We start from the raw sequence: 14,067 nt of genomic DNA, 5'->3' as shown, positions 1-14,067 counted from the left end.
AACTTTCTCCAGCTATTAGTTTTATTAAGTATACTTACCAGACAAGAGCAATTTATGTAATGAGATTCTAATCCCAATAAAAGAGGGATGAAATGAAACGAAAGCGAATGTCACCTGACCGCTTTCGTTTCATCCCTTTTCTTTTAATTTCCGTGCTGATGCTCCTCAGCTGCCATCGCATCTGCTTTCGTTTGATGCACGGTTCCAAATGGGTGCTGCGGCGGCGCGTAGATGGAGTATAGCTTGAGAGGCTTACTGCCTGTATTGATGACGTTATGGTATTTTCCTGCAGGGATTATGATGGCAAAATCGTCTGCAACTTTCCGCTGAAAGTCTAACCGATCCTTGCTGTCCCCCATCTGGACGATCCCTTCACCATCTTCTATTCTTAAGAATTGATCAAGTTCAGGATGAATTTCCAGGCCTATATCCTCACCAGGATTTATGCTCATCAATGTCAGCTGCAAATGCTGTCCTGTCCAAATAGCCGTCCGGAAAGTGTTATTTTGCTTTGTCGTTTCCTCTATATCAACGACAAATGGCTGAGGGCCATAGTCGGTAATCCGGTCATTTAGTGAAACAAGACGCGCAGCATTTTCCTGTTCCCCTGTCATAGCCCAAATGAACACATTTTGAACCTGCGGAAGCTGAGAAAGTGCGGACCCTCGCTGATTTTCCTGGAAACCTTCCATTTCCAATTGATAAGCCCTATGCAAGCCATCGCGGTAATGATCAATGGATACTTCGCCAATCTGATACTCCGGCTGTGTTCCCGTTAAATTGTAATAAAGATTGCAGAAATGGGTTAAATGGACTTTCTTCCCTTCAATAGCCTGGATAATATTTTGTTTATGCTCTTCATTAGGGGCTTGTTCTGCGAGCTGCGTGTATAGCTCAAGTACCGAAGCTTCCCTTTTGACTCCTTCAAGAACCGTTTCACAAAGCTGCTGAAAATGATTCTGATTGCTTCTTAACATGTCATCAGTATGAAATACAGGTGCATTTACAAAAGGGTAATATGGGTAGGAATACGCATTAGGATGATACAATACATGTCATTCCCTTCACAGATTTATCAACACATCATATGCCTATAAAAAAAGAAGGTACGTTGATTTCTCAAGTTGGGCTTACGGATGAATTAAAAAGAACCAGTCTCGGCCTTTTTAAAGGACAGTTAGACTGGTTCTTTTTCGTATTATTTTTCAGGAATCTCACAGCCGTCATCATCACAGATCATACCGTCATTATCATTTAAAACAGTAATCTCATCCTCTGCAATAATCTTCTGCAAAGCTTGAACAAACATCTCAGTTGGCTGTGCTCCGCTAAGTGCATACTTTTTATTGATAAGGAAGAATGGAACCCCGGTGATGCGGTATTGCTGTGCCAATTGCTCATCTGCACGGACTTCATCTGCAAACTCATTGCCGGCAAGCATTTTTTCTGCTTCCTCACGGTTCAGGCCAACTTCTTCGGCTAATTCTGCTAAAGCGGCATGATCTCCTATATGCCTGGAATCTGTAAAATAAGCCCGGAGCAGCCGTTCAGTCATTTCTTTCATTAGCCCTTTCGTTTTGGCATACATCGTCAGACGATGAGCATCAAACGTGTTAGTAAGAACGACGGTATCAATGTTGAATTCAAGCCCGGCATTTCTCGCCATCTGCACCATGTTTTTCGTGTTGGCTTTCGCCTGTTCAATCGTCATCCCATATTTTTTGGATAACTTTTCATACATATTATCCTTTATATCCCGTTCAGCCGTCGGGTCCAGCTCGAAGCATCTATAAGTCACTTCAATTGGATGATTAATCTGTTTAATGGCATCCTCCAGATGCCTTTTGCCAATATAGCAAAAAGGTCAAGCGAAGTCAGTCCACATTTCAATATGCATATCCGATTCCTCCAATACTGTATATTCTTCTTTAGTATAGTAGGCGGGGGTTTATTTTTCACGGAATAAGCTTAAGGCTGCCGATTTGGGAATTACACCAAATTCATTCTGGTTATTGTCATTTTGGTTCTTATACATTACGATTAATTGCCATTTCCTGAGGTGCACTGCCTTTTTCGTCGTTATTCATTTCGATTAACTACCATTTCTTACGGAGACTCGCCTTTTTCGTCGTTATTCATTTCGATTAACTACCATTTCTTACGGAGCTCGCCTTTTTCGTCGGTAATCCTTACGATTAACTACCATTTCCTGCGGTGCACTGCTTTTTATGTCGTTATTCAGTGAGATGTAATTATTAAAGGTAAGCAAAACCAGGATGGAAAAAGCATAAGTCCTTTTCCCAGCCTTCATCAATTATATATTTGCCAGTTCATCATGGTCTGCCGGATGCGGCGGCTCCTCGAACCAGCCATTTTTTATGAGAATGTTTGCACCATCTTCAGCAAAATTAGCAATTTCAGCAGACAAACGAATGAAATTAATCGCAATATCTTTTCGCGCACTTGAAGCAGCACTTGTTGCATAAACCCCTGCACTTAAAGCAATGAGGGATGTGGTCATAAACATCATTAATTTATCTGAAAAGGGTGGATCGGTGGAATCTGTTACTTCCATATCCCAAGTCATGCTCACAGGCAAATAACTTTCTTCGAGCATCCCTGCAAATACTTGTGTATGTTTGGCAGCTATGTCCCTGCCTCTTACCATGAATTGGCCAACTTCCTTCGATTGGGCGACCTGGCTGAATCCAACCATAATCGTTTTTCCCATGGCATTCCTTTTCAAATTCATATAAATATTAGTAATTTCAATCACATTCGGGGGCCTTTTATCGCCGAACAATCCGCCCATGAATTTTTTGCTTTCTACAAAACTGGTTTCTTTTACTGGGATGACATGAGGTGATTTCATATATATGCCTTTGTTTAGCAGCATCTTTTTTAGCTTTGTTTCATACTCATTGATTTCCATCAAGCAATTGTTAAAATATTCAAGGATATCAGACCTGACAGACAGTGTTTTGGCAAGCGCATAAAAATTGACAGCAAACATGGCAATATTATATAGAAAATTCAGTGTGAAATTTTCTGAATACAGCCTTGGAGCATTAGCCTTTACATCCTCCTCAGCTTTAAATCCATATGGCACGGATAACCCTTCGTTTTCAAAAAAGCCAGTCAGCTTCTGTAAATGTGTTTCAGTCAATTGAATACTATCCTGAAGCATAGACTGTAGTTCCTGGTCTTCAACAGTATGTAAAAAGTAGGTGAAAATACAATTACACATGCTGCTGTTCAAATAAGCCGACCATAATTGCGCTATTTCAGCTGCAGTTAATTCCGTGTTTTGATTATCACTCATTGGCTGCACGTCCCTCTTTTTATTCTATTATTACCAAAAAGATAAAATAAAAATGAAATTTTTATCAATTTTCGCCTTATGCTGGACAACCTATTAAAGGGAGGTGTTTCTTTTGATCGTTTATCACGGTTCCATAAGGAAATTTGGCCACTTTCATAAAGAGCAGGCTATTCAAAAAGCAATGAAAGAGTTCGATACGCTTGGCATATGGTTTTCATCAGACTTTGATTCTGCTAAGTCCTTTGCCATTGGAACAGAAACCGTTATCGAAAAGTCGGACACCGAGTTCTGGGAAGATGGTTTGCCGAAAGTGGTTGAATATGACAAGCAAGTCCTGGGATTCATTTATAAAGTGTATATAGATGAACCAATATTAAAGGACTACGATTCCTTTGAACATTTCATGAACGAACGGGACCCCTATTGTGACTATGCAAGCACAAAAAAAAGACACCTAACCTGGAAAGATAAGGCGATCTTAATGAATAAAGATGAAGCCAATGCCGAATTTCGCAAAAGTCTTACGAAACAAGGCTACGATGGTATTGCCGTACGGAAAATGGCCATTGAATCCGTTGACAAGGATATGTATTGCATTTTTTCGGATGATCTTCTGCAGATTGCCGATGTCTTTTCACTGGAATAAGCGGCTGCCTAGAGCTCTTAAACTGTTTCTTTCAGCCAGGAAACCGCCTGATCAAGTTCCTCTTTTATCGTATATCTTCCAAGACTGAATCTGACAGCACCCATTCCAACATGTTCAGGAACCTTCATTTCCCTCAAAACAGGAGACAAATCCACTTTGCCTGAATGGCAGGCTGATCCTGTAGAGGCAGCAAGCTGTGGGATGGCGGCTAAAATGTCCTGGCCAACCCCATTGATAAAACTGACATTCAGAGTATTCGGGAGCCGCTTTTCTTCATGGCCATTAAGGGCAACCTCATCACCAAATGTCTCCTTCAATTGACCCCAAAAATAATTCGTTAATTCAGCAAGCTTGCGGTCCCAGACATGCTCCTGAGCCAACTCACAGGCTTTTCCGAGCCCAGCTGCCAGCAGAGTGTTCTCTGTTCCTGCACGCAATCCAAACTCGTGTCCGGCCCCATGAATGAGCGGCTCAAGCTCTATGCCTTTTCTGATATATAAGGCGCCAATTCCTTTAGGGGCATACAATTTATGGCCTGCTATAGTGAGCATATCCACATTCAGAAGATCGACATCAACGGGTACCTTGCCCGCGGATTGAGAAGCATCGGTATGAAAAGCGATCCTGTGTCTTCTGGCGATTCCCCCTATTTCATCAATCGGCTGAAGGGTCCCCACTTCATTGTTTGAATGCATGATGGTGATCAGGATTGTATCTTCCCGTATGGCATTTTCAACATCCTCAGGATATACCATCCCAAATGCATCTACATCCACCATGGTGATTTCAGCACCGAGACGCTCCAGAAATTTCAGGGGCTCTACAATGGCAGGATGCTCGACTTTTGACGTAATAATGTGTTTGCCTTTTTGCTGATGTTTGAAATAATAACCCTTTAATGCCAAATTATTCGCTTCACTTCCGCCGCTTGTAAAAATAACCTCTTCCGGCAAACATGACAACAAGCCAGCCACCTGTTTCCTTGCAATCATCAGCTTCTCTTTTACTGGCTGCCCAGCCCAATGCAGTGCGGAAGGATTCCCATAAAAGTCCGACAGCAGCGGATTCATGGCATCCACAACCTCCGGTGCCAAAGGTGTGCTTGCATTGTAATCGAGATAAACTTTTTTCATTCCCTTTTCCCCCTTTGCCATAAGAATATCAAAATCATGAAAATAGAGGAAATAGAGCTGCTTCGGGCTCATAGGAAAAGGGATGCCAGCGAATTCCTATAATACATTTAACAAAAACTTTACAGGCCATTTATTTTCTATTAATAAAGATCACTTAGAATAAAACTAAGCATAATCGAAAGGAGCTGGCGGAATGCTTGAGAAACTGTTCAGATTAGTGGTCCTGACGATTTTTTGTACGCTTTTCCCGTAAGTTGTTATCCTAAAAATTCAGCTTCAAGCACTTCTTCTTTTACCTCTCCATCAAAATATACTTTATACGCGCTTGCATCAGGCCTTGAGCTGACAATCCTCAGAATATCCTGGTCTATGTAGTGAATGGCAGCTCCATCATCTGCCGTTATACCGGCTTTGATTTTGTTTTCAGACAAAAATCGATGATAGGAAGGCCTTCTATTTAATTCACCATCATAATGAGGACAATTGCTGCCTTTTAAAAATCCTAAACATTTTATCGGATCCAGCTTTTCATCGCCAAAGGAATCTGTGACGCCTTCTTCAAACCAGCATAAAGAGCCGGCGCTTATGCCAGCCATAATAATCCCTTGATTCCATGCTTTATTAAGCAATGCATCTAATCCCCATTCCTTCCACAAAGCAACGAGATTTTTCGTGCTGCCTCCACCAACATAAATAATATCTTTTACCATTATATATCCTTCAATATCTCTGGTTGGCGGTTTAAATAAAGATAAATGGGATGGCTGACAGGGCATTTTTTCAAAAGAATGATAGAATCTGTTTGTTTATTGGTCGGAATCACCGCTTGCAGTAGGGACAAAACAAATCTTGGGATTCGGTTTGCCAGAATGTTTAAGTATATACTCATCTAATGATGGATTGTCGGGCTCCATAGAAAACCCTCCGCCTCCGAGAGCAATAATTTGTTTCATCTCTCCACACCTCTCAATTTAGCAGCTCTTCCAATCCCTTTCTCACTTTTTCTCCATCACAGCAAAGTAATTTTCTTCCCCATCAGCAAAGTTAAAAACCCGGCCGGAAGGCATGTCTACAATTTCTCCAACGGGAATGTCCTTTTTTGAAAAGTCGCTATACAGTTGTTCAATATTTTCTGTGAAGAACATCAATGATGGGGTGCCCAGGTTTAACCCCGGCGACATCTTCTCTACCCACTCCTTATTGTGGAGAATGATGCTCGTTTCCGCCTCCTTTGATGGAGCCACTTCGATCCATCTCATTCTCTGGCCATTATCTTCTTCGGCTATTACCTTAAACCCGGCTTTTTCAGTCCAAAAATTCACTGCTTCATCCTGATTGTTAACGTATAGCATTATTTGTCCGACTTGTTTAATCATGCTCTCACACTCCTATCTTTATTTAATACTAAACAATTCGGAAAATTAAATCAATTAAAAGAGAGCCCTGCCGCATGACAAAGCTCTTTCCCCTTAATAATAGTAAGGATATGGCGGGTAAGGATAGTATGGATAGTATGGATATCCAAAGCCTGGCCCAGGTGCCAGCAATGCTCCGGCCGCAAGCCCCCCTAAAAATCCAAGTCCAAGCCCAAACCCAGGTCCTCCAAACCCGAATCCTGGACGCCCAAAACCAAATCCTGGTCTTCCGAATCCAAACCCAGGCCGGACTCGATGGTCATTGAAATACATGCCATTGTGCGGAATATACTCCTGTGTCACTGGCATGTGCTGATATTGGTAATCCAAACGGAACTCCTCCTCTGTATATGTCCTACAGTAAAGGATATGCGTCAGATGCCTATGGGGTATGGGCCCCTGCCCTTTATCCGAAAACAATCTTCATTTAGTAGATATGTAACCACACCTCTAATAGGATTCTGCCATATCTATAATTAAATTGATATTAAAAGAGGGATACTATTGACAAGAAGAAAACAGATTCCTTGCCTTTTCCCCGGATACAGATGGTGCGGTCCCGGATGCAGCGGACCAGAAGCCCCTATTAATGGCGTGGATGCCTGCTGCAAGGCACATGATAAATGCTGGACAAGCGGGAGATCAAAATGCAGCTGTGACCAGGAATTCCTCAGATGCCTGAAGCCTAAAACAAATAGGCATGGTGAAGAAGGAACAATTGCGTCGATCATTTATATTTATATGAAAATCCAAACCGATTTTACCTGCAGCCGGTTCAGGAGAAGAAGACTGTATTAAAAAAGCGGCGCTAGCCGCTTTTTTAATGACAACTCTATTGCTTTATAAAATGGCTTCGATTAAACTCAAGGAGTGTTATCTGAATTATATAAAAACTTATCCAAGGAGGAACTATGAAACTGGGAGCATTTTCAGTAAGTTTAACTGTTAAAGACATTAAGAAGTCAAAAGAGTTTTACGAAAAACTTGGTTTTGAAGCATTAGGCGGGGATATTGCGCAAAACTGGCTGATCTTAAAGAATGAAAACTGTGTGATAGGTCTATTCCAAGGCATGTTCGAGAAAAACATCCTTACATTTAACCCTGGCTGGAACCAAAACGCAGAAAATTTAGAGGGATTCACTGACATTCGGGACCTTCAAAAGCAGCTGAAGGAACAAGGAATTCATATTATAAACGAAGCAGATGAGTCAGGCTCCGGCCCTGCAAGCTTCACCCTCGAAGATCCGGATGGCAACGCCATTCTTTTCGACCAGCATAGGTAGAAATTCTGGTTACATAAAAATAGAAACAGCAGTGCAAATTGACACTGCTGTTTTAGCTTAAAACAATTACCGTTCATTTCCCCGTTTAAAGTTCCCCGTTATCTTCGCCATAATTAATTGCCTGCTCTTTTCATCTTCAGCATCATTCATTTTTTTTAGAAACTTCTCTGCATCTTTTCCTTTTAGAATTTTCACTTGTTTTCCATTATAATCAAGAAATACTGTGCTATTCTTATTTACCCGAAAACTAAATGGTTCATCATCCAAGCGGTTCCTTTTATCAATTTGATCCATTTTCTGCCTCCTTGCTTAATCAAACTATAATATAGATTACTCAACAGGAAAACAGAATTTTATGAATTATACTAATGGAAACAGAGAATATTCTATAGGCACTTCAGTAAAATAAAATGTATATATTAATCCCATTGAAGAAATGGAGAACATGTCTATGAGCATCATTTTAGCTCTGCTTGCCGCAGTATTTGCATCCTTCACAGCCATCCTCGCAAAAATTGGCATTGAAAAAGTTGATTCCAATCTGGCTACAGCAGTCCGGACGATTGTGGTGGTCATCATGGCCTATCTAATGGTCGTGATTACCGGAGAAACAGAAAGCATCTTGACTATTTCTGTAAAATCGTACATATTTCTCGTTCTTTCAGGCCTGACAACAGGCTTATCATGGATCTGTTTCTTTAAAGCCATTCAGATCGGAGATGTGTCAAAAGTAGTACCCATTGATAAGTCGAGCGTCGTCTTAACCATCCTGTTATCATTTATTATTCTAAGGGAACCCGCTACAGCTTTAGTTGTTTCAGGGGGAGTCATTATCTCCATTGGAACCTTTGTTTTAATCGGCAAAGACAGGAAAAAGAGCCGCAAGAGGAAAGTATTCAATACAAAATCGTATATTTTCCTGGCGGTATTGTCTGCGGTATTTGCTGCAGCCACCAATATTTTAGCAAAGATAGGAATTGAAGACGTTGACTCCAATGTGGCTACTTTCATCCGAACTGTGGTCATCATTATTTTCGCATGGGGAATTGTGTTTTTTCAGGGGACGTTTAAGGATCTTAAAAACATTTCTAAAAAGTCTTATCTATTTCTTTTCCTCTCGGGAGCCGCAACCGGATTATCCTGGCTGTGCTATTTCGGCGCTCTCGCCATCGGCAAGGTTAGTGTGGTTAACCCCATCGATAAGTTTAGTGTGGTGCTGACAATGATATTAAGTTTTATTATTTTAAAAGAAAGACCGACTATGAATACAATTGCAGGCGCAATTTTGATTACGATCGGGACGGCATTGCTGATTATCTAGGAAATAATTAAAGATAATTACATAAAAAAACGGCTTAAACCCTGAGTTTGAGCCGTTTTTATTGATTTTGTATGGAGATTGGGCTTCCCGTAGTCGCTTTTCAGAAACTATTTAAGCATTATTTATGTGCTAACATAATTTACGTGCGGATAGACCAAATTTACATGCGGATAAAATATTTTATTTGCACATAGCACTATTTTATGTGCGGATAAAAATATTTATTTGCGCATAGCCAATTTCATCATTCCCCTATCCAAAAGCCTGCGAAGCAATAGCATATAAGGAATGGTTCCTCTGCGGCATAGCTGCTGAATTTTTCATCATGACTGGGGGAGTATTTGCTTTAACGAAACCGCTTCGCTCCAAATAGGACATAAAATCCGTTCTTCCCTCTGGAACATCAATTCGCAGCTTCCCTTTATGATGTAAAGCCAATTTTTCTACGATTAAAGCAGCTGTTTCAGAATCTGGAGCTGCAATGGGTCCGAGAATTAAATTTACTGGCCCATGTATGGATAATCCATATCCAATGATTTCTCCATTATTATTTTTAGCAACAAGACATTGTTTGGACTGGCGGATTCGATTGCGCAGAAAAGCGCTTCGCTTATCTCCAAAGGCAGCAGCATCTATTTCGAGGATTTTCGGAAAATCTGACTGAATAAATGCTTCAATAGAAAGTCCATCTTCAGACTTATCTGAAGCAACCTCATCACAAATATATTTGTGAATAAAATCCACAGTGATGAAGCCCATTTTCTCATACAAAGGCTTGCCTTCCTTTGTCGCAATTAACATTACGGCTATATCGCCAGGGACACTGGATGCACACCTTTGAGCTGCTTCCTTTCCCAGCCCTAATCCTCTATATTCTTCATGAACAATAACCATGCCAATAGAGGCCAAATTAGTATCATAACGAATGATTGCTGCACTCGAAACAATACTGCCCTCAGCATTTTTATGCCCGAAAACTCTGCCGGATCTCAACAGGGTTCCAACCTCATGTTCGTCATAATCCCAGCCAACTGAAGCCGACAGATCAATCAGTCCGGGAATATCGCTTTCATTTAGTTCTCCTAGCTCTAATATCATTTGGTTTCTCCCTCTATATCCCTTCTGTTAAAATTTACTCCCTCATTATAATTAAAGATTGCTAATACATTATCCTTCCTGCTTTCCACATCCCTTTAATGTACCTTGTAAAACTGCCGGTCCCAGATTACCGGAACGGGAATTGGATAGACGCAATTGCACGATTGCATCAGGAGAAAGCTCTGCGGATATTTCGTCATACCTGCCGACCCATAGTGAGCCCCCAAACCAGCTTGGCTGATCTTCCTGAACAGCATACATTTTAAATCTCCAGCTGATCACACCAGGTATTTGTGCAAACCCTTCATATTGATCATAATCGCCAAATGCTGAAGGCAAGGGCATCCAGTCAGCGTAGATTCCAATAGCTGTCCGTTCTCTGACAGGACTCCCCGGCTTATCTGAATATGGTTTCTTCACTTTAGTTATAAGAGCTGTCCCCTGGATATTCGGGATGTCTTTTACAGACTCCAGCACAATGCTGCAGGGATAGGAAAGGGACCCTGCATGAGCTGCATCTATTTGAGATGTAAAAAATGCAACAAATGCCGCTAAAATTAAGAATCTTTTTTTCATTGGATTTCCTCCGTTTCAAAGACTAATTTTCCCCTTCCTTCGCTTTAAAATTCGGAGGAACCTTTGACTTTTTTAATAGATGAATTTATAATAACCACTGTATCTACTTATTTTAGGAGGATTATTAAAAAATGACACACGCAATGAGACTTCGATTCCCAACTTTGAACCAGTAATTTAATACGTTCAAAGGCTCTGTTTGTGTTAACAGAGTAAACGGGATTAGTCTGTCCTTTTTTAATAATCTTCAATTCATATTGAAATAGCCCATATTGGTGTTATTTCTTATTTTGCCAATAATCTATGGCAATTTTGATATGGATGGAAAGGCGGATTTTTCTGCCTTTCTTTTTTTATGTCTATTCACCTTTCCGATGACAAACAAAAGGAAGGTTTATTTTCTGACGGCTCCTGATCAGCCCCTAACCGAATTAGGATGGGTCCTCTTCCCTTTACTCTGAATCACAGGCAGATGCCTGTGATTTTTTTATTGAAAGGAAGAAGAAAAATGGAGATTCATGCAAAATATAAAAATTTCAGAAATGCACTTAGATGCCCGCTCTGTCAAGGCTCACTTCAGGTTGTTCAATCGAAAAGCCTGATTTGCCCGAGCAGGCATACCTTTGATATTTCACACCATGGCTATGTGAACACGCTCAGCCATTCACCGAAGAGCCGGTACAATAAAGCCTTATTTGAAGCCAGGAAGAAAATCATTATGGAGAGTGAACTTTTTAAACTGCTTCATGAGAAAATATCAGCCGTAATTGACACCTATTCCGCCGATTCTGACACCCCTGCCTTAATCCTTGATGCAGGATGCGGTGAAGGATCACATCTGGAAAAGATATTGGGCAAATCCAGAAATGAAACATTGACAGGAATTGGCCTGGATTTATCCAAAGCCGGTATTGCTCAGGCTGCAAAAAGTTATAAACATCCGATTTGGCTTGTCGGGGATCTGGCAAAATCTCCTCTAGCTGATCACTCTATGAATATGATTTTAAATATCTTTTCTCCTTCTAATTACAGGGAGTTTAAAAGGATGTTAGTTCCAGATGGGCTCATCATTAAGGTGGTTCCGCGAGCTGCCCATTTGAAAGAGCTGCGGGATGCCATTCATGGAAGCAAAGAGAATAGTCTTTACAAGAATGATGAAACCATTTCACTTTTTAAAAAGCATTTTACACTCACTGACAAAATCACTGTGTCGGATGCAAGAGAGCTGAATAAAAGTGAACGGACACATTTAGTGCAGATGTCTCCACTTGCCTGGGATTCAAGTGAGACAGCTTTGGATGCATTTATCACCAAGAGCAGCAAAATAACCATCGACGCAGATATTTTAATCGGATTAAACCAAAAAGAAATGAGGTTATAAGAATGGAAAATGTACTTTTTGAATTAGAAACTATTGAAGTGTCCTATTTAGATAGATTAGTATTAAATATTCCCCGGTTGGCCGTGCATCAGTTTGACCGGATTGGCATTGTCGGAAAAAACGGGGCTGGTAAAAGCACCCTTCTGAAGCTGATGGCTGGACAGTTAAAGTCTGAAAAAGGACTGGTTAAAAGATTTGCTGATTTTGCCTATTTTGATCAGCTGTCAGCGCCAGAAGCGAGTGAAATAGATTATAAACTGGCTGGTCAATTATCGATTCCTCAAACCGAAATAGAAAATTTAAGCGGCGGGGAAAGAACCAGGAGGAAATTGGCGCAACTATTCTCAAGCTATTACGAAGGCTTATTAATTGATGAGCCAACCACCCACCTTGATAAAGAAGGCACACAATTCTTTATTGAAGAGCTGACCTATTATTATGGAGCCCTTGTGCTGGTAAGCCATGACCGGTATGTGCTTGACAAGCTCGTCACGAAAATTTGGGAAATTGAAGATGGATCTGTGACAGAATATACGGGTAACTATTCTGATTACACCGAACAAAAAGACCTGCAGAGAAAACAGCAGCTCGAGCAGCATGAAAAATATGTGAAAGAGAAGTCCCGCCTATTAAAAGCGGCTGAGGAAAAAATGAAAAAGGCTGATAAAATTACACAGGCCAATGGACATATCTCCAAAAAGGAAACAAAGGCCAAAGCCAATAAAATGTTTATGACAAAATCCAAGGATACAAGCCAAAAAGCTGTCCAGCGCGCTGCCAAAGCAATTGAACAGCGGGTACAGATGCTGGAGAATGTGGATGCGCCAAAGGAAGAAATGACAGTTCGTTTTCATCAGCAGCCGGCACTGGAAATGCACAATAAATTTCCGATTATGGGCGATCGGGTAACTTTAAAAGGCGGAGAAAGAACACTTCTGAAAGAAGCAGGCTTCCAATTCCCCCTTGGCGATACCATTGCCATTACAGGAAAAAACGGATCAGGAAAAACAACTCTGCTCAACCACATCCTGAATCGCGGCGAGGGCATAACCATCTCTCCGAAAGCGGTTATAGGCGCCTATGAACAGATGGATTATCAATTCGATAAAAGCAAAACCGTGCTGGAATATATGAAAGAAAAAAGCGATTATGATGATAGTAAAATTCGTTCTGTTCTTCACTCCATGAGTTTTACAGGAAATGACCTGAAAAAGGATGTGCGCAGTTTGAGCGGCGGTGAAGCTATCCGTCTAGTGCTGTGCCAGCTTTTCCTGGGCAGATATAATGTACTGATTTTAGATGAGCCGACAAATTTCCTGGATATTTTCTGTATTGAAGCTCTGGAGACATTTATTAAAGCATATGAAGGAACCATCCTGCTGGTATCCCATGATAAAGTATTTGTGGAACGAGTGGCTGATTGTGTGTATGCCATAGAAGATCATGTGCTGGTTCTAAAGAAGAGCTAAAAGAAAAATGGACCCGACTGCTTTTGCAGGAGGGTCCATTTCTTTAGTTATGCGGCTTATTTGGCGTTTTTGGGTAAAGCAGCAACCGATTCTATCTCAACTAATCCGGTGTCACCGTTTTGGGTTATAGCAGCTAATGTTTGGATGTCCAAATAAAGCTGTTGAAGAAACTGGGTTTTCTCCATTAACTCCACCCTTGGCAGTTATATAATATGTAATTTTAAATTATTGACTTTATAAGTGATTCATCATCTACATTGTCATAGTAAAACTTTTTTATTAAATCAGTATTGTTATTAAGGAATTTTATTGTTAAAAATTTTTCACATTTCAACTAGATTTAGAGTTTAAATACCATAATTCAGAATAGAAGCATGCAGCTTTACGCAGTTGGGAGTAAATAATTTTATTATCACTGAACAA

The 14,067-nt window shown here is 40.7% G+C and carries 16 protein-coding genes and 1 pseudogene; 6 read left to right on the top strand and 11 right to left on the bottom strand.

Features of this window, described 5'->3' with window-relative positions; translation table 11 throughout:
- Positions 1-143 precede the first annotated feature (143 nt).
- From QUF73_03295 to QUF73_03285, 3 genes are all read right to left on the bottom strand, one after another.
- Positions 144-1,049 carry a cupin domain-containing protein gene (locus QUF73_03295; GenBank protein ID MDM5225225.1) on the bottom strand — a complete coding sequence of 302 codons (906 nt, stop codon included), beginning with the start codon at positions 1,047-1,049 and terminating at the stop codon, positions 144-146.
- A 149-nt stretch (positions 1,050-1,198) separates the two neighbouring features.
- Positions 1,199-1,852 carry a DsbA family oxidoreductase gene (locus QUF73_03290; protein ID MDM5225224.1) on the bottom strand — a complete coding sequence of 218 codons (654 nt, stop codon included), beginning with the start codon at positions 1,850-1,852 and terminating at the stop codon, positions 1,199-1,201.
- 462 nt (positions 1,853-2,314) lie between these two features.
- Positions 2,315-3,322 carry a DUF3231 family protein gene (locus tag QUF73_03285; protein ID MDM5225223.1) on the bottom strand — a complete coding sequence of 336 codons (1,008 nt, stop codon included), beginning with the start codon at positions 3,320-3,322 and terminating at the stop codon, positions 2,315-2,317.
- A gap of 103 nt (positions 3,323-3,425) precedes the next feature.
- Here QUF73_03285 and QUF73_03280 point away from each other — a divergent pair, with 103 nt between their 5' ends.
- Positions 3,426-3,968 carry a hypothetical protein gene (locus tag QUF73_03280; protein ID MDM5225222.1) on the top strand — a complete coding sequence of 181 codons (543 nt, stop codon included), beginning with the start codon at positions 3,426-3,428 and terminating at the stop codon, positions 3,966-3,968.
- 17 nt (positions 3,969-3,985) lie between these two features.
- On the opposite strand, the gene QUF73_03275 is transcribed toward QUF73_03280, so the two are convergent.
- From QUF73_03275 to QUF73_03260, 4 genes and pseudogenes are all read right to left on the bottom strand, one after another.
- Positions 3,986-5,101 (bottom strand): cysteine desulfurase family protein, encoded by a 1,116-nt coding sequence (locus tag QUF73_03275; GenBank protein ID MDM5225221.1) that lies wholly within the window; start codon positions 5,099-5,101, stop codon positions 3,986-3,988.
- A 257-nt stretch (positions 5,102-5,358) separates the two neighbouring features.
- Positions 5,359-6,054: pseudogene (locus QUF73_03270) on the bottom strand (peptidase E).
- 42 nt (positions 6,055-6,096) lie between these two features.
- On the bottom strand, positions 6,097-6,477 hold the full coding sequence (locus QUF73_03265) for a VOC family protein (protein ID MDM5225220.1): 381 nt from the start codon (positions 6,475-6,477) through the stop codon (positions 6,097-6,099).
- 93 nt (positions 6,478-6,570) lie between these two features.
- Positions 6,571-6,846, bottom strand: coding sequence for a hypothetical protein (locus QUF73_03260; protein ID MDM5225219.1), 276 nt, complete (start codon positions 6,844-6,846; stop codon positions 6,571-6,573).
- 174 nt (positions 6,847-7,020) lie between these two features.
- Here QUF73_03260 and QUF73_03255 point away from each other — a divergent pair, with 174 nt between their 5' ends.
- Together QUF73_03255 and QUF73_03250 are read left to right on the top strand one after the other, a co-directional pair.
- Positions 7,021-7,314: a phospholipase gene (locus QUF73_03255; protein ID MDM5225218.1), complete on the top strand. Its 294-nt coding sequence runs from the start codon at positions 7,021-7,023 to the stop codon at positions 7,312-7,314.
- Positions 7,315-7,427: 113 nt separating this feature from the next.
- The gene (locus QUF73_03250; protein MDM5225217.1) at positions 7,428-7,799 is read left to right on the top strand and encodes a VOC family protein; all 372 of its coding nucleotides are present in this window, start codon (positions 7,428-7,430) and stop codon (positions 7,797-7,799) included.
- A gap of 66 nt (positions 7,800-7,865) precedes the next feature.
- On the opposite strand, the gene QUF73_03245 is transcribed toward QUF73_03250, so the two are convergent.
- Complete coding sequence (locus QUF73_03245; protein ID MDM5225216.1) at positions 7,866-8,093, bottom strand: hypothetical protein; 228 nt, start codon at positions 8,091-8,093, stop codon at positions 7,866-7,868.
- Between the two features lie 157 nt (positions 8,094-8,250).
- Here QUF73_03245 and QUF73_03240 point away from each other — a divergent pair, with 157 nt between their 5' ends.
- Complete coding sequence (locus tag QUF73_03240) at positions 8,251-9,120, top strand: EamA family transporter (GenBank protein MDM5225215.1); 870 nt, start codon at positions 8,251-8,253, stop codon at positions 9,118-9,120.
- A 252-nt stretch (positions 9,121-9,372) separates the two neighbouring features.
- On the opposite strand, the gene QUF73_03235 is transcribed toward QUF73_03240, so the two are convergent.
- Together QUF73_03235 and QUF73_03230 are read right to left on the bottom strand one after the other, a co-directional pair.
- Entirely contained in the window at positions 9,373-10,218 is an 846-nt protein-coding gene (locus QUF73_03235; protein ID MDM5225214.1) for a GNAT family N-acetyltransferase, read from the bottom strand.
- Positions 10,219-10,287: 69 nt separating this feature from the next.
- Positions 10,288-10,794: a hypothetical protein gene (locus QUF73_03230; protein MDM5225213.1), complete on the bottom strand. Its 507-nt coding sequence runs from the start codon at positions 10,792-10,794 to the stop codon at positions 10,288-10,290.
- 508 nt (positions 10,795-11,302) lie between these two features.
- Between QUF73_03230 and QUF73_03225 the strand changes: the two genes are divergently transcribed.
- Entirely contained in the window at positions 11,303-12,175 is an 873-nt protein-coding gene (locus QUF73_03225) for a methyltransferase domain-containing protein (GenBank protein MDM5225212.1), read from the top strand.
- Positions 12,176-12,177: 2 nt separating this feature from the next.
- Positions 12,178-13,644: an ABC-F type ribosomal protection protein gene (abc-f, locus tag QUF73_03220; GenBank protein MDM5225211.1), complete on the top strand. Its 1,467-nt coding sequence runs from the start codon at positions 12,178-12,180 to the stop codon at positions 13,642-13,644.
- 56 nt (positions 13,645-13,700) lie between these two features.
- Here the strand turns inward: abc-f and QUF73_03215 are convergent, their stop codons facing one another.
- On the bottom strand, positions 13,701-13,829 hold the full coding sequence (locus tag QUF73_03215; GenBank protein MDM5225210.1) for a hypothetical protein: 129 nt from the start codon (positions 13,827-13,829) through the stop codon (positions 13,701-13,703).
- Positions 13,830-14,067 lie beyond the last annotated feature (238 nt).

The organism is Cytobacillus sp. NJ13 (genome assembly GCA_030348385.1).
GTDB lineage: Bacteria > Bacillota > Bacilli > Bacillales > Cytobacillaceae > Cytobacillus.
This window is presented reverse-complemented; position numbering and strand designations above follow the sequence as displayed.